The following is a 15,960-nucleotide window of genomic DNA, read 5'->3' as shown; positions in this document are numbered from 1 at the left end:
CCGCTCTGTTTAAAAAGGGCGGTGCAGTAGCGCTTCAAGAACAAAACGGCTGCCTATATAGCCAAGGAATAGCAAGCCAAAGCCAAAGAGTGTCCAGTTGGCGGCAAAACGTCCTCGCCAACCATGCTTCCATCTTCCAAAAAGTAAGGTGCCAAATACCAGCCATGCAGCAATAGACAGGATCACTTTGTGTGAAAATACCAGTCCATGCCCAAATACTTTCTCCGCAAAAAAGATGCCGGAGAGGAGTGCTAAAGTCAGTAAAATAAAGCCTAAATGTACGCAAGCAAACATAAGTCGCTCAAGCGTCATGATGGGCGGAAGGGTGCGAATGAGAGAGCTTGCCTTGGCTTGATGTAAATTTCTATCAGCAAAACGCATTAGAATGGCCACTCCTGCCGCATTGAGCAGCATGCCATGCGCAAACATAGCTAATAAAAAGTGCCCGCGGGATAGTGCATTTAGGGGGTAGGTAATTGGGTGGCCTTGCGGAAGCAGCTGAGATATAAATAAAAATATCGCAGCAATACCGAGCATGGGAGGTTGAAGCCCATCCATTTTCCAGAAAAGTTGCCCGCTTAAATAAATGCATAGCGTGGCAAAGGCGCTGAGTGATAATGCTTCCGCTGCACCGAAGTGAAGGGTGCTTGACCAGAGTAGCTGCGGAAAAAGTGCCGAAGCGTGCAGGGCTAGCCCGCAGATTAAGATAAATTGCTCTAATGCAGGGCTTAGCGGGCTCTTAGGGCGAGACAAAGCCAGTCGGCTACGGCAGAAATGCCAGCCAAGTAAAAGATAAATGGTTAAAGCCAGCAGCGCTAAATAAGTCGCCGGGCTAACTTCAGGTAAAATGGTCATCATATAAGTCTATCAGAGCGAGGTCCCTCTTGGGGCGGTCGCCAAGCAAAGGATACTCATGTTTGAAAATCTTTCTAGTCGTCTTTCAGGTGTTGTCAAAAACCTGCGTGGTCAGTCTCGCCTGACTGAGGACAATATTCAAGACGCAATGCGTGAAGTGCGCATGGCTTTGCTTGAGGCCGATGTTGCTTTGCCGGTGGTTAAGCAGTTTATTGCTGACGTTAAAGCTCGTGCACAAGGCAAAGAGGTGATTGGTAGCCTTACACCGGGCCAAGCCGTAATTGGTGTTGTACATGAGGAATTAACCAAGTTAATGGGCGCGCAAAATGACGCGCTGAATTTGGCTGCTGTTCCACCTGCCGTGATTTTAATGGCTGGATTGCAAGGCGCAGGTAAGACAACAACATCGGGTAAGTTAGCAAAATTACTCAAAGAAACGCAAAAGAAAAAAGTTTTACTGGTCTCTACAGACGTTTATCGCCCTGCTGCGATTGAGCAGTTAAAAATGCTGGCTGGGCAATTAGAGGTGGAGTGGTTTCCTTCTGATGTCGGGCAAAAGCCGGTTGATATTGCGCTCGCTGCCCATGATTACGCGAAAAAACATTTCCATGATGTGCTGATTGTCGATACCGCAGGCCGTCTGGCGATTGATGAAGCCTTGATGGCTGAAATTAAAGCGCTGCATGAGGCGGTTAATCCTGTTGAAACCTTGTTTGTGGTTGATGCTATGCAGGGGCAGGATGCGGTTAACACGGCGAAAGCTTTTAATGAAGCGCTCCCTTTAACAGGGGTGGTTCTTACCAAAATGGATGGCGATTCACGTGGTGGTGCCGCATTGTCGGTGCGGCATATTACGGGTAAGCCGATTAAGTTTTTGGGTACGGGTGAGAAGCTAACAGGGTTAGAGCCATTTTACCCTGATCGTATGGCTGGCCGTATTTTGGGCATGGGCGATGTGCTTTCCTTGATTGAAGACGTACAAAATAGCGTCGATCAGGAAGAAGCACTTAAAATGATGAAAAAAGTTAAATCCGGCAAAGGGTTTGACTTGGAAGACTTTAAAACACAAATCCAGCAAATGAAAAAAATGGGTGGGATGAGTGCTTTGATGGATAAGTTGCCAGGGCAAGTAAGCCAAATGGCCAATAGCCAGGTTACTGACAAATCTGTGGCACGCATCGAAGGTATTATTAACTCGATGACACCAGAAGAGCGCCGCAAGCCCGAGTTGCTTAAAGCCAGCCGCAAACGTCGTATTGCGGCTGGTGCAGGCGTTCAGGTACAAGAAGTTAACCGCTTACTTAAGCAGTTTGAAGAAACACAAAAAATGATGAAACAGTTCTCTAAGGGTGGCATGTCTAAATTAATGCGTGGCATGAGCGGCATGAAGGGAATGCTGCCTGGTATGTGATCAAACAGGTCTGTTTTTTTTGTGCGGCACTTGCAGGATAAGCCTGTCGTTTCTAAGGCTCAGCTTCCTTTCGATGCTGGTTTTTTAAAATATTCGAACCTGACCGGCTGCCGAATATCACGTTAGGCTTTACAACGTGATTGTTTTTGCTGTACTTTTGCCGGTTATTCTTGCGGGGTTTGGTGTTTTGTTCCATAATCGAACCCCTTTAAATTAATCTCCATTATTGGGTTTAATGCCATGGTTGTTATTCGTCTTTCCCGCGGCGGTGCTAAAAACCGTCCGTTTTACAATGTTGTTGTAACCGACTCCCGTAATCGTCGTGATGGTCGCTTTGTTGAGCGTCTTGGCTTTTACAACCCACTCGCCAAAGATGGTGAAGAAGGCGTGCGTCTAGCTATGGACCGCGTAAGCTACTGGGTTGGCGTTGGTGCGCAAGCTTCTGACTCCGTTGCCAAGCTGCTGAAGAACTACAAGCCAGCTGCTGTTGCTGCTGCTTGATTCAAGCCGTGACTATGCAAAAGCGGGCTTCGCTGCCGGTGCCTGATGATCTTTTGATCATGGGCTATGTAAGTGGGGCTTTTGGTGTACATGGCTGGATCAACTTGGTTGGTGATACCGAAGATGCCGATAGTCTTTTTGACTACGACACTTGGTGGATCGGTCGTGATGGTCAATGGCAAGCTTATACGCTTGTAGAAGGTCAAGTTCATACAAAGAAACTAGCTGCTCAGCTTGAAGGTGTTAATGATCGCGATGCGGCATTTGCCCTAAAGAGTTGTAAAATTGCTGTTTCCCGTAGCCTGTTGCCAGCCCCTGCAAGTGATGAACACTACTGGGTCGATTTAATCGGCTTGGATGTTATCAATTTGCAAGGCGAGAGGCTTGGTGTTGTGGATAACTTGTTTGAAACCGGTGCTAACGATGTGATTGTTGTGAAAGATGGCCAGACCGAGCGTCTGCTACCTTTTGTAGCTCATGTTGTGCTTAAGGTTGATCTTGCTGCTAAAACAATCTCTGTGGATTGGGGCCTTGATTACTAAGGCTGAAGTTTACCACTTTGATGTGGTTACTTTGTTTCCAGAGATGTTTGAGGCAATTACCCGCTACGGTATTACCCGGCGGGCGGTTGAATTAGGTCTTTTCGGACTAAGTAGCTGGAATCCACGTGATTTCACCGTAGACAAACATCGTACTGTGGACGACCGGCCTTATGGTGGTGGCCCCGGTATGGTGATGTTGCCAGAGCCGCTGGAAAGTGCGCTTGAAGCAGCTAAAAATAGGCAGCGTGAAGCCGGTGTTGCTACAACGCATACCGTCTATTTATCTCCCCAAGGGGCGGCATTAACGCATGATAAGGTCTTAGAGCTGGCCCAAAAGCCGGGTTTGGTCTTGTTATGTGGTCGTTACGAAGGTGTTGATGAGCGTTTGCTGGATCGCCAGATCGACGAGGAAATCTCGGTCGGCGATTATGTGCTCTCAGGTGGAGAGTTGCCTGCAATGGTTTTGATGGATGCCATCATCCGCCAATTACCGGGTGTACTTAACACTGCAGCGAGTGCAGAAGAAGATTCATTTGTGGATGGGTTGCTGGATTGCCCGCATTATACCCGTCCCGAAAATTATCTAGGTATGAGCGTACCGGAAGTCTTACTTTCAGGAAACCATGCACTGATACGGCGCTGGCGCTTAAAACAGTCTTTAGGTCGTACGCTATTGCGCAGACCTGACTTGTTGAAAAAGCGACAGCTATCAAAAGAGGAGGCTCGTCTTCTGGCCGAATTTAAGGCGGATCTGGCGATGAGCCAAGATCAGGTGGTTTGACCACCTTTGAAGGAACAAGCTTCACATTGGAGTAATACCCATGAATTTGATTCAACAACTTGAGCAAGAAGAAATCGCTCGCTTAGCCAAGACTATTCCTGAATTCGCCCCTGGCGATACCGTGATCGTTCAGGTCAAGGTTAAGGAAGGTACACGTGAGCGTCTGCAGGCTTATGAAGGCGTTGTGATTGCTAAGCGTAATCGCGGCCTGAATAGCTCCTTTATCGTGCGTAAAATTTCCGCAGGTATGGGTGTTGAGCGTACTTTCCAAACTTACTCTCCACTGGTGGCTGGTATCGAAGTGAAGCGTCGCGGCGATGTACGTCGTGCTAAGCTTTACTACCTCCGTGATCGTTCAGGCAAGTCCGCACGTATCAAGGAAAAGTTGCCAGCTCGCAAGGTTGTTGCAAAAGCTGCTGCTTAATTTATTTAAGCAATACAGTATTCAAACGCGGGCCCAGTGCCCGCGTTTTCGTTTCCATAACATCTGGGTTTGTTATGCGTATCGAAAGTACAGATTCTTATGCTGTTATCTCTAGCCCTGTTGGCCACTTAGGGCTTGCTGAGCGCGATGAGCACCTCGTTCTAGTCGAATTTCTCCCAAAGTCTTTACCTTTGCAGCTGGCAATAAGTCCTCTGCTGCAAGATGTTGCCCGTCAGTTGGAGGCCTATTTCCAAAATCCGGGTTTTACTTTTGATTTGCCTTGGGCTTTGTCGGTAAGTGAGCATCAAAAGAAAGTTCTGGCTGAAATTGCGGCGATTCCTGTTGGCCAGTTGCAAACCTATGCAGATATTTCTAAGCGTATTCATTCTAGTCCTCGCGCCGTAGGGGGGGCTTGTGGACGAAATCCTTTGCCATTACTGATTCCCTGTCATCGGGTTGTGGCTGCGGCAGGTTTAGGTGGGTTTAATGCAGGTCGTCATGGCGTAGATTGGTTGCCTATTAAGCGCTGGTTGCTAAGCCATGAGGGTGTTGCGGTATGAATCAAGGGAATGAGCAGTTGGTTTTGATTGACGAGTTTTTAGATGCAGTCTGGCTGAGTGATCAGCTGTCTAAGAATACGATTGATAGCTATCGGCGTGATTTATTAATCTGGGCGAATTGGTTGGCATTGGAGCGACGTTGCGATTTGCTTGCTGCAGATCGTGAGTGCGTGCAGGCTTTTTTGGCTAGGCAAGCACGGGATATGAAAGCTGCAACACTGGCTAGACGTATGGCTAGCTTGCGAAAATTTTATCGGCACTGGATTTTATCTGGGCAAGCGATTTTTGATCCAACAGCTGAGCTGACTGCTCCTAAGCGTGTACGGCCTTTACCCAGGGCGCTGGACGAAGAACGGATAGAGGCGCTTTTGCTTGCTCCTGAGCTGGATCAGGCCGGTGGTCTACGAGATCGGGCAATGCTGGAGCTAATGTATGCGACAGGCTTACGTGTCTCTGAGTTGGTGACCCTTCCTTTGGGCCAAATAAAGTTACGTGAACGCTATGTGCAGATTTTGGCGGGTAAGGGCGGTAAACAGCGCTTGGTACCTATGGGAGAGGTAGCCGCCGATTGGCTTGAGCAATATTTAGCTCGTTCTCGCCCGGCTTTAGTAGGCATTCACCAAGTAGCTGAGGCATTTGTGAACCAGCGTGGCAGGCCGCTTACTCGACAAGGGTTTTGGTACATTATCAAGCAGTATGCTGCTGCAGCAGGAATAGACGCCAGTCACTTAAGCCCGCACGTTTTGCGGCACGCATTTGCAACGCATTTGTTGAATCACGGTGCTGATTTGCGTGTTGTGCAAATGTTATTGGGGCACGCAGATATTACGACGACTCAAATTTATACGCACGTAGCAACGGCACGTTTAAAATCGTTGCATAAAGAGCACCACCCTCGTGGTTCTCGTTCATAAGAACAATATCTATATGCTAATCTCATAACTAACCCGCCGTTCGGCGGTTTGGGGAGATAGAGAATGGATGCAACTTGGGTTCAAAAATATCAAGACCTAGCGATGGGCTATGTGGCTGAATTTGGCGTGAAAGTGATTGCCGCGATTGCCTTTTGGGTCATTGGCCGCTGGCTTATTGGTTTGGCGGTGCGTTTGGTACAAAACTCTTTAGGTAAGCAAAAGGTTGATCCCACTGTATTACGTTATGTTGGGTCTGTAATTACTGTTACGCTGAATATTCTATTGGTGATTGGTATTTTGGGTTATTGCGGTATTCAGACCACTACCTTTGCCGCTTTAATTGCTGCGGGTGGTATCGCAATTGGGATGGCATGGTCTGGTTTATTGGCTAATTTTGCGGCTGGCGCATTTATTATTGTATTGCGTCCGTTTAAGGTTGGTGATTTTGTGGCCGTTGCAGGAATTGTGGGCACGGTGAGTGAAATTGGTTTGTTTTCCACTATGATTAATACGCCTGACAACGTGATGACTTTGGTTGGAAATAACAAAATTTTTTCCGATAATATTCAAAATTTTACCCTTAATCCATTTCGCCGCGTTGATTTAAAAGCGCAATTGGCGGGTAGTACGAATCATGCCGCAGCAATGCAAATCTTGCGTGAAAAAATTGCAGCTATTCCTAATGTGCTCGCTGAGCCTAAAGTTGATGTGGAAATTATTGAGTTTAATTTGGTCGGGCCGGTCTTGGTGGTGCGCCCCTATTGCCATAATGATTATTACTGGCAAGTTTATTTTGATACGAATCGCACCATTAAAGAGAGTTTGGCAGCGGCAGGATTCCCTGTACCAATGCCTGCTCAAACTGTTGTGGTGCAGCAACAAAGTTAGGGCCGCTAATACCGCATAAAAAAGCCCCGTCTTACAGGCGGGGCTTTTGTTTGAAATAGATCAGGCTGGGATTGCTTCTTTGTTTGGAATTTCCAAACGGACTTTCCCATCATCATCAATATCAATGGTCACTTCGCCGCCATGAATTAAACGGCCAAATAATAATTCATCGGCTAGTGCTTTGCGGATTGTATCCTGAATCAATCTAGCCATAGGCCTTGCCCCCATTAGCGGGTCAAAACCTTCGGCTGCAAGATGGGTTTTCAAAGCCGGTGTAAAGTGCGCTTCTACTTTTTTCTCTTGCAACTGTACTTCAAGTTGAATCAGGAATTTATCCACGACTTGCATAATAATTTCATGCGAGAGTGGGGCGAAAGGAATAATGGCATCTAAGCGGTTACGGAACTCCGGGGTGAACATGCGTTTAATTTCTTGCATTTCATCGCCCGTCTGCTTGCTGGTCGTGAAGCCAATTACCGACTTATTGAGTGTTTCCGCACCCGTGTTGGTGGTCATGACGATCACTACATTTCTGAAGTCTGCTTTACGCCCATTGTTGTCAGTGAGCGTGCCGTGATCCATCACTTGCAACAGCACATTAAAGATGTCCGGATGCGCTTTCTCGATTTCATCAAGCAGCAATACTGCATAAGGATGTTTTGTGATGGCTTCGGTGAGTAAGCCGCCTTGTTCAAAGCCAACATATCCCGGAGGTGCACCAATTAAACGGCTGACCGCATGCCGCTCCATATACTCGGACATATCAAAGCGCAGTAACTCAATACCCATCGTATAGGCTAGCTGGCGAGCGACTTCTGTTTTACCTACGCCGGTCGGGCCGCTGAATAAGAAGGCACCGATTGGTTTTTGTGGATTACCCAAGCCAGCACGCGCCATCTTGATTGAAGTAGCTACGGACTCAATGGCTTTTTCCTGACCAAACACCACATGTTTAAGATCGCTTTCCAGCGTTTTAAGCGTATTCCGGTCGTCTGTCGACACACTCTTAGGTGGAATTCGTGCAATCTTGGCAACGATTTCTTCGATCTCGTGCTTGTTAATGGTTTTCTTTTGCTTTGATTTTGGCAAAATCTTTTGCGCAGCACCGGCCTCATCTATTACATCAATCGCTTTATCCGGCAAGTGTCTATCGTTGATATACTTGGCTGAAAGTTCTGCTGCCGTGGTCAGAGCCGCCAAGGTGTATTTCACACCGTGGTGTTGTTCAAATTTATCTTTTAAGCCTTTAAGGATTTCAATCGTTTGCTCAACAGTTGGCTCAGGCACGTCGATTTTTTGAAAACGGCGTGATAAGGCGTTATCTTTCTCGAAAATGCCGCGATACTCGGTATAAGTCGTCGCTCCAATGCATTTTAAAGTGCCGTTAGAGAGTGCGGGTTTTAGCAGGTTGGAGGCATCTAAGGTGCCACCAGAAGCTGCACCAGCGCCGACCAGTGTGTGAATCTCATCAATAAACAGTACCGCATTACGTTCTTCTTGCAGCTGTTTGATAACAGCTTTCAGGCGTTGTTCAAAATCGCCGCGATATTTGGTACCTGCTAGCAGGGCGCCCATATCTAAACCATAAACGGTGGCATCTTTGAGTACGTCAGGCACATTGCCTTCGACAATACGACGAGCAAGCCCTTCAGCAATCGCCGTTTTACCTACGCCTGCTTCACCGACCAACAAAGGGTTGTTTTTGCGGCGACGGCAAAGCGTTTGAATAACACGCTCTAGCTCGTGCTCACGACCGATCAGCGGATCAATGCGCCCAGCAATGGCTTGCTGGTTTAAGTTTTCAGTAAAACTACTGAGTGCTCCACCCGTGCTAGTTTCTTCTTCGTGTTCTTCATTTTGTTCGGTGCGCGGAATGGGCTGTTGTGAGCTGGTCGATTTTGCGATGCCATGCGCTATAAAATTGACTACATCGAGACGGGTAATCGCTTGTTGATGCAGGTAGTAAACAGCGTGGCTGTCTTTTTCGCCAAAGATCGCAACCAGTACATTGGCCCCGGTCACTTCTTTTTTACCCGAAGATTGCACGTGCAAAATAGCGCGCTGTATAACACGCTGAAAGCCAATGGTTGGTTGGGTTTCTACTTCACCATCGCCGGATACGACAGGTGTGTGTTCCTTCACAAAATCTCCGAGCAGGCGACGTAGCTCATCCATGTGTGCGCCGCAAGCGCGTAAGACCTCGGCTGCGGATGGGTTATCTAGCAGCGCAAGTAAGAGATGTTCCACGGTAATGTACTCGTGGCGCTTTTGCCTCGCATCCGTAAAGGCCATGTGGAGGCTGACTTCTAGTTCTTGGGCAATCATTCGTTCACCTCCATTGTGCATTGCAGTGGCTGCTGATGTTGCCTGGAATACTGGCTGACTTCTGCGACCTTAGTGGACGCAATGTCCTTGGGGAATACCCCACACATCCCGCGACCCTCAGTGTGAACTTTAAGCATAACTTGCGTAGCCCGTTCACGGTTCATTCCAAAAAATTTTTCTAATACATTGATGACAAAATCCATCGGTGTAAAGTCATCGTTTAGCAGAAGTACACGCCACAAAGCGGGTGGTGGTGAGAGTGTCGATTGCTGATTAAGTTCGGCATCGGTTTGATGCTGTGCAGGCATTTTTCTACCATATCATGTGGTTTATAATCATTTTGGTCCGCCCCTGTTCTTTTTCAAGCTCTGATCTGCATGAACATGGGTGGATGGTGTGCATACTCTTTTCGTTGTGGTTTTTTTATTGAGTATAACCATCTATTTTTAGAATTTTACTTGACCTCCGGTGTAAAAGTCGCGTAAAAAGGTGGCTCGAGTTTGATGTACAAGTTTCTGCAGTACCGGTTTGGCCGTTTTGCTGGTCTTGGACCTCAAACCTCATGGTGCCTCTTCGAGGCGGTTCATGTTTTACAAGTTGATAGGAAAGACCCCAAATGGCTCTGGGCACTGTTAAGTGGTTCAATGATTCTAAAGGCTTCGGCTTTGTTACTCCAGACGAAGGCGGCGAAGACATCTTCGCTCACTTCTCCGCGATCAACATGCCAGGCTTCAAAACCTTGAAAGAAGGCCAACGCGTTTCTTTCGAGATCACCAATGGTGCTAAAGGCAAACAAGCCTCTAACATCCAAGCTGCTTAATCGCAACTAGGTGATATGGTATCCCGCTCACGCGGGTTTTTTCGGACCAATCCCTTAATTGGGCCTCATTTCTGAGGTGGTCCATGTTTCATCGTTTAGATAGGAAGTGCCAAAATGGCTCTAGGTACCGTAAAGTGGTTCAATGATTCTAAAGGCTTCGGCTTTGTTACTCCAGACGAAGGCGGCGAAGACATCTTCGCTCACTTCTCCGCGATCAACATGCCAGGCTTCAAAACTCTGAAAGAAGGCCAACGCGTTTCTTTCGACATCACCAATGGTGCTAAAGGCAAACAAGCCTCTAACATCCAAGCTGCTTAATTAGCCGCTGGTGATCAAAAACCCCGCCAAGGCGGGGTTTTTTTACGTCTATGCATTGTGGAGGATGCCTTGGGGTAAATAAAAACCCCGCCGAAGCGGGGTTAGATCGAGCCGAGCTTGGCTAGATTGGATTACATGCGTTCAATAATCGCTTTACCAAAGCCAGAGCAACTTACTTCTGTTGGATTATCCATCAGACGGGCAAAATCGTAAGTAACGATCTTGTCAGCAATGGTTTTTTCCATGGCGGTGATGATCAAGTCAGCCGCTTCTTTCCAGCCCATATGGCGCAACATCATTTCAGCAGATAGCAGTAACGAACCTGGATTTACTTTATCTTGACCAGAATACTTCGGTGCCGTGCCGTGTGTTGCTTCAAACATGGCGACGCTGTCAGATAAGTTTGCGCCCGGAGCAATACCGATACCACCAACCTGCGCTGCTAAGGCGTCAGAAATATAATCGCCATTCAGGTTAAGTGTTGCAATCACATCATATTCAGCCGGACGTAAGAGGATTTGCTGCAAGAATGCATCAGCAATTACATCTTTAATCACGATGCCGTTGGGTAGCTCAAGGTACGGGCCGCCATCAATTTCTACGCCGCCAAATTCTTTCTTGGCTAATTCATAGCCCCAAGTACGGAACATGCCTTCGGTGTACTTCATGATATTACCCTTGTGAACGAGGGTAACATTCTTACGGTTGTTGTCGATTGCGTATTGAATTGCGCGACGGACCAAGCGTTCAGTCCCTTCCTTGCTCACAGGCTTGATGCCGATGCTAGAAGTTTCCGGGAAGCGAATTTTCTTCACGCCCATTTCGTTTTGCAAGAAGTCGATTACTTTCTTAGCGCCTTCAGATTGTGCATCCCACTCGATACCAGCGTAAATGTCTTCGGTATTTTCGCGGAAAATAACCATTTCGATCTGTTCTGGATGCTTAACCGGTGAAGGAACACCTTGGAAGTAGCGTACTGGGCGCAGGCAAACGTAGAGGTCAAGTTGCTGACGCAGTGCTACGTTTAATGAGCGAATGCCGCCGCCCACTGGTGTTGCCAATGGACCTTTGATCGATACAACATATTCTTGCAGTGCCGCGAGTGTTTCTTCTGGCAGGTAAGTACCATCTGGGTAGAGCTTGGATGCTTTCTCACCGCAGTAAATTTCCATCCAGTGAATTTTGCGGCCGCCGCCATAGCATTTCTTTACCGCTGCGTCGACAACGTTGATCATCACCGGGGTGATATCAACACCAATGCCGTCACCTTCGATAAACGGGATAATCGGATTATCTGGAGTCGCAAGGTTTTGGACGATTTTCGCGCCATCTTGCGGAACTTTGATCAGGCTCATCTGTGTATTCCTGTTGTGTCGAGTGGTTTGTCGCATTTCGTCGGCAGGTATTGTGAATTTCTTGTGGGGCACCGACGAAAAAACAGCCTATTATCGCTGTTTTGTAGCAATACTGCCAAGCCGCTATGCCTCAGCTTATACTTTTAAATAAACCTTACGGGGTGATCTGTCAGTTTTCGCCCTCGCCTCCGCATGCTTCGCTGGCTGATTTTGTTCCTATTAAGGATGTTTATCCAGCGGGGCGTTTAGATACGGATTCAGAAGGCCTATTGCTTTTGACGGACTCTGGGCCTTTGCAGGCGAAAATTGCCGATCCCAAGCACAAACTGCCTAAAACATATTGGGTGCAGATAGAGGGTAGCCCGAGTTTGTCAGATTTGCAGCCTTTGTTGACAGGCGTGGATTTGGGCGATTTTATTACTCAGCCAGCGCAGGTACGCATTATTGATGAGCCTGCAAATTTATGGCCGCGCGTACCGCCTGTACGCTTTCGGGCAAGTGTGCCAACAACTTGGCTGGAAATTATTATTCGAGAGGGTAAGAATCGCCAAGTGCGGCGTATGACGGCCAAAGTAGGCTTCCCAACATTAAGATTGGTCCGCTATGCAATTGGTGATTGGTCTTTAGATGGTTTACCTTTAGGGGCCTGGCGTGCTGAAACGGTTGCTGCTCCCTGGCCTGTTAATCCCGTGGCTGAGGCAAGTAAGCCCAAGCAACGTGGCCGCCGTGGGCCCAATAAGACACGCTAATTTATTCCTTGAGAAGAACGCTAATGTGGAAGCCTAATGCAACAGTTGCTGTCGTTATTGAAGAGGCGGGTCGGTTTTTATTGGTTGAGGAGCGCATTCTTGGTGAGTTAAAGCTTAACCAGCCAGCTGGCCATATCGAACATGGCGAAAGTATCATTGAGGCGGCGATTCGTGAAACGTTAGAAGAAACGGCTTATCACTTTGTGCCACGCTTTTTAATCGGTATGTATCAGTGGTCACCGTCGGAGCGGCCAGAGTTAACATATCTTCGCTTTGCATTTGCGGGTGAGTTAACTGGGCTTGAGGCTGGGCGTGCTTTGGATGCAGATATTGAGCAAGCGGTGTGGCTAACTCGGGACGAAATTGTGGCTCGCGCTGAGCAGCACCGCAGCCCCTTATTATTAGCATGTATCGATGATTATTTGGCGGGTCGTCGTTATCCGCTGGAAATTTTGCGTGATTTTGATCGCTGAGACGATCGTAGTGCGTTTATTGGAATATAAGTATGTCTGACAAAATTGTAGTAGGGCTTTCTGGTGGGGTAGATTCCTCGGTAACTGCGTGGCTCCTAAAGGAGCAGGGCTTCGACGTAGTCGGCGTATTTATGCAAAATTGGGAGGACGATAATACCGATGAGTATTGTTCGATTAAAGAAGACAGCCTGGATGCAATCTCGGTGGCGGATAAAGTAGGTGTTGAGATCGAGCTGGTTAATTTCGCCCAAGAGTATAAAGAGCGAGTATTCAGCTATTTCCTTGCTGAATATTCTGCCGGCCGAACACCAAACCCAGATATCTTGTGCAATAGCGAAATTAAATTTAAGTGTTTTCTTGATTACGCGATCAAATTGGGTGGCACTAAGCTGGCGACGGGGCATTATGCTTCAAATCGAGTGCGCCCAGATGGCCGTACAGAGCTACTTCGCGCTAAAGACGCTAGCAAGGATCAAAGCTACTTTCTGTATAAGCTCAGCCAGGAGCAAGTTGCTCATGCCGTTTTCCCGCTGGGTAATATGCTAAAAACAGAAGTGCGCGAGCTGGCTGAGAAAATTGGCTTGCATAACGCTAAGAAAAAAGACAGTACCGGCATCTGTTTTATTGGTGAACGCCCGTTTCGTGAGTTTCTTAATCGCTACTTACCTAAAGTTCCGGGGCCTATGGTTACTCCAGAAGGCAATGTCATGGGCGAACATATGGGCTTGATGTATCACACCATCGGTCAGCGGCAAGGTTTGGGGATTGGAGGGGAGGGCGCTCCATGGTTTGTTGCTGGCAAGGATATGGCTAAAAATGAGCTGATTGTGGTGCAAGGGCATGATCATCCTTTGCTACTTAAAAATACATTGCAGGCGCAAGACCTTTCTTGGGTCCTCGGTGAGTCGCCGGCGCTAGGTCGCTACACTGCAAAAACACGCTACCGCCAGCAAGATGCAGCATGTGAGTTGCTCTGGGTAGAAGGTGGCCGGTGCGAGTTACGTTTTGATGAGCCGCAATGGGCGGTTACACCGGGGCAATCGGTGGTGCTGTATGACGGAGAAGTCTGTTTAGGTGGCGGAATCATTATATAAAGCACTTGTGTCAGAGGCGAAGTCGCTTCTGTTTTAAACAGGCCGCAGAGAGTTGCGGCTTGTTTGCTTTCCGAATATTCATTTGTGTTTTATACGAATCAACTACTTAGCACATTACTACGCTTTTATTGCACGGTAGTGGTTGACCAAGTACGGCGAGACCCGTATATTTCGGCCTCTCGCTGCAGCACACACAGCAACACAGTGTTCGAGCAGTGGCGAAACGATCTTTAAAAAAATACAGTCGATGAGTGTGAGTGCTTGATTTGGAAGCGAAACAAGTGCTTGCATTAGTAAGGAGTAACCAGCGATGGTTGCTCTGAATAAAGTAAGCCAGTAAGTACTAGCATAGTGATTAAACTAAAGAGTTTGATCCTGGCTCAGATTGAACGCTGGCGGCATGCTTTACACATGCAAGTCGAACGGTAACAGGGTGCTTGCACCGCTGACGAGTGGCGAACGGGTGAGTAATATATCGGAACGTACCTAGTAATGGGGGATAACTATCCGAAAGGATAGCTAATACCGCATACGCCCTGAGGGGGAAAGAGGGGGATCGCAAGACCTCTCGTTATTAGAGCGGCCGATATCAGATTAGCTAGTTGGTGAGGTAAAGGCTCACCAAGGCAACGATCTGTAGCGGGTCTTAGAGGACGATCCGCCACACTGGAACTGAGACACGGTCCAGACTCCTACGGGAGGCAGCAGTGGGGAATCTTGGACAATGGGCGCAAGCCTGATCCAGCAATGCCGCGTGCGTGAAGAAGGCCTTCGGGTTGTAAAGCGCTTTTGTTCGGGAGGAAATCCTAGTGGCTAATATCCATTGGGGATGACAGTACCGGAAGAATAAGGACCGGCTAACTACGTGCCAGCAGCCGCGGTAATACGTAGGGTCCAAGCGTTAATCGGAATTACTGGGCGTAAAGGGTGCGCAGGTGGTTGATTAAGTGTGATGTGAAAGCCCCGGGCTCAACCTGGGAATTGCATTGCAAACTGTTCAACTAGAGTATGGCAGAGGGGGGTGGAATTCCGCGTGTAGCAGTGAAATGCGTAGAGATGCGGAGGAACACCGATGGCGAAGGCAACCCCCTGGGCTAATACTGACACTCATGCACGAAAGCGTGGGGAGCAAACAGGATTAGATACCCTGGTAGTCCACGCCCTAAACGATGTCTACTAGTTGTTGGGGAATTCGTTCCTTAGTAACGCAGCTAACGCGTGAAGTAGACCGCCTGGGGAGTACGGCCGCAAGGCTAAAACTCAAAGGAATTGACGGGGGCCCGCACAAGCGGTGGATGATGTGGATTAATTCGATGCAACGCGAAAAACCTTACCTAGCCTTGACATGTCAAGAATCCTTTAGAGATAGAGGAGTGCCGCAAGGAACTTGAACACAGGTGCTGCATGGCTGTCGTCAGCTCGTGTCGTGAGATGTTGGGTTAAGTCCCGCAACGAGCGCAACCCTTGTCCTTAGTTGCTACCATTTAGTTGGGCACTTTAAGGAGACTGCCGGTGACAAACCGGAGGAAGGTGGGGATGACGTCAAGTCCTCATGGCCCTTATGGCTAGGGCTTCACACGTCATACAATGGTCGGTACAGAGGGTTGCCAAGCCGCGAGGTGGAGCTAATCTCATAAAACCGATCGTAGTCCGGATTGGAGTCTGCAACTCGACTCCATGAAGTCGGAATCGCTAGTAATCGCGGATCAGCATGTCGCGGTGAATACGTTCCCGGGCCTTGTACACACCGCCCGTCACACCATGGGAATGGGTTTCACCAGAAGTAGGTAGGCTAACCGTAAGGAGGCCGCTTACCACGGTGGGATTCATGACTGGGGTGAAGTCGTAACAAGGTAGCCGTAGGGGAACCTGCGGCTGGATCACCTCCTTTCAAGAGAAAAGTCTTTTGGATTGAGTACTCACACTCATCGACTGTAGGTTTAAGGATTG

At 48.2% G+C, this 15,960-nt stretch carries 17 protein-coding genes and 1 rRNA gene; 14 read left to right on the top strand and 4 right to left on the bottom strand.

Features of this window, described 5'->3' with window-relative positions; translation table 11 throughout:
* Positions 1-9: 9 nt before the first annotated feature.
* A complete protein-coding gene (locus VN23_RS15350; RefSeq protein ID WP_062654917.1) occupies positions 10-858 on the bottom strand; it encodes a cytochrome C assembly family protein in 849 nt (282 codons plus the stop codon).
* Positions 859-913: 55 nt separating this feature from the next.
* On the opposite strand from VN23_RS15350, the gene ffh reads away from it, so the two are divergent.
* The 8 genes from ffh (at position 914) to VN23_RS15310 (ending at position 6,876) form a co-directional block, all read left to right on the top strand.
* Positions 914-2,266 (top strand): signal recognition particle protein, encoded by a 1,353-nt coding sequence (ffh, locus tag VN23_RS15345; RefSeq protein WP_046351592.1) that lies wholly within the window; start codon positions 914-916, stop codon positions 2,264-2,266.
* 240 nt (positions 2,267-2,506) lie between these two features.
* On the top strand, positions 2,507-2,767 hold the full coding sequence (gene rpsP / locus VN23_RS15340) for a 30S ribosomal protein S16 (protein ID WP_046351593.1): 261 nt from the start codon (positions 2,507-2,509) through the stop codon (positions 2,765-2,767).
* Positions 2,768-2,781: 14 nt separating this feature from the next.
* Entirely contained in the window at positions 2,782-3,309 is a 528-nt protein-coding gene (gene rimM, locus VN23_RS15335; protein ID WP_046351594.1) for a ribosome maturation factor RimM, read from the top strand.
* A complete protein-coding gene (gene trmD / locus VN23_RS15330) occupies positions 3,299-4,090 on the top strand; it encodes a tRNA (guanosine(37)-N1)-methyltransferase TrmD (RefSeq protein ID WP_257722030.1) in 792 nt (263 codons plus the stop codon). Before rimM ends, trmD begins: the two co-directional genes overlap by 11 nt.
* Before the next feature lie 40 nt (positions 4,091-4,130).
* Entirely contained in the window at positions 4,131-4,514 is a 384-nt protein-coding gene (gene rplS / locus VN23_RS15325) for a 50S ribosomal protein L19 (RefSeq protein ID WP_046351595.1), read from the top strand.
* Positions 4,515-4,588: 74 nt separating this feature from the next.
* Complete coding sequence (locus VN23_RS15320) at positions 4,589-5,074, top strand: methylated-DNA--[protein]-cysteine S-methyltransferase (RefSeq protein WP_046351596.1); 486 nt, start codon at positions 4,589-4,591, stop codon at positions 5,072-5,074.
* Positions 5,071-5,988, top strand: a complete 918-nt coding sequence (xerD, locus tag VN23_RS15315; protein ID WP_046351597.1) for a site-specific tyrosine recombinase XerD — start codon at positions 5,071-5,073, stop codon at positions 5,986-5,988. Before VN23_RS15320 ends, xerD begins: the two co-directional genes overlap by 4 nt.
* Positions 5,989-6,051: 63 nt before the next feature.
* A complete protein-coding gene (locus VN23_RS15310; RefSeq protein WP_046351598.1) occupies positions 6,052-6,876 on the top strand; it encodes a mechanosensitive ion channel family protein in 825 nt (274 codons plus the stop codon).
* 60 nt (positions 6,877-6,936) lie between these two features.
* On the opposite strand, the gene clpA is transcribed toward VN23_RS15310, so the two are convergent.
* Complete coding sequence (gene clpA / locus VN23_RS15305) at positions 6,937-9,201, bottom strand: ATP-dependent Clp protease ATP-binding subunit ClpA (RefSeq protein WP_046351599.1); 2,265 nt, start codon at positions 9,199-9,201, stop codon at positions 6,937-6,939.
* Complete coding sequence (gene clpS, locus VN23_RS15300) at positions 9,198-9,509, bottom strand: ATP-dependent Clp protease adapter ClpS (protein ID WP_046351600.1); 312 nt, start codon at positions 9,507-9,509, stop codon at positions 9,198-9,200. Before clpS ends, clpA begins: the two co-directional genes overlap by 4 nt.
* A gap of 308 nt (positions 9,510-9,817) precedes the next feature.
* Between clpS and VN23_RS15295 the strand changes: the two genes are divergently transcribed.
* Entirely contained in the window at positions 9,818-10,021 is a 204-nt protein-coding gene (locus tag VN23_RS15295; protein WP_046351601.1) for a cold-shock protein, read from the top strand.
* Positions 10,022-10,135: 114 nt separating this feature from the next.
* The gene (locus tag VN23_RS15290; protein ID WP_046351602.1) at positions 10,136-10,339 is read left to right on the top strand and encodes a cold-shock protein; all 204 of its coding nucleotides are present in this window, start codon (positions 10,136-10,138) and stop codon (positions 10,337-10,339) included.
* A 131-nt stretch (positions 10,340-10,470) separates the two neighbouring features.
* Here the strand turns inward: VN23_RS15290 and icd are convergent, their stop codons facing one another.
* Positions 10,471-11,694 (bottom strand): NADP-dependent isocitrate dehydrogenase, encoded by a 1,224-nt coding sequence (gene icd, locus VN23_RS15285; protein WP_046351603.1) that lies wholly within the window; start codon positions 11,692-11,694, stop codon positions 10,471-10,473.
* 125 nt (positions 11,695-11,819) lie between these two features.
* Here icd and VN23_RS15280 point away from each other — a divergent pair, with 125 nt between their 5' ends.
* The 4 genes from VN23_RS15280 (at position 11,820) to VN23_RS15265 (ending at position 15,901) form a co-directional block, all read left to right on the top strand.
* Complete coding sequence (locus tag VN23_RS15280; RefSeq protein WP_046351604.1) at positions 11,820-12,443, top strand: pseudouridine synthase; 624 nt, start codon at positions 11,820-11,822, stop codon at positions 12,441-12,443.
* Positions 12,444-12,451: 8 nt separating this feature from the next.
* Entirely contained in the window at positions 12,452-12,916 is a 465-nt protein-coding gene (locus VN23_RS15275; protein WP_197432932.1) for an NUDIX hydrolase, read from the top strand.
* Between the two features lie 32 nt (positions 12,917-12,948).
* Positions 12,949-14,010 carry a tRNA 2-thiouridine(34) synthase MnmA gene (gene mnmA / locus VN23_RS15270; RefSeq protein ID WP_197432931.1) on the top strand — a complete coding sequence of 354 codons (1,062 nt, stop codon included), beginning with the start codon at positions 12,949-12,951 and terminating at the stop codon, positions 14,008-14,010.
* Positions 14,011-14,367: 357 nt separating this feature from the next.
* Positions 14,368-15,901, top strand: a 16S ribosomal RNA gene (locus tag VN23_RS15265).
* Positions 15,902-15,960 lie beyond the last annotated feature (59 nt).

This window comes from Janthinobacterium sp. B9-8 (assembly GCF_000969645.2).
Classification (GTDB): Bacteria; Pseudomonadota; Gammaproteobacteria; order Burkholderiales; family Chitinibacteraceae; genus Iodobacter.
The sequence above is the reverse complement of the archived record's forward strand: the minus strand, read 5'-3'. Positions and strand labels throughout refer to the sequence as shown.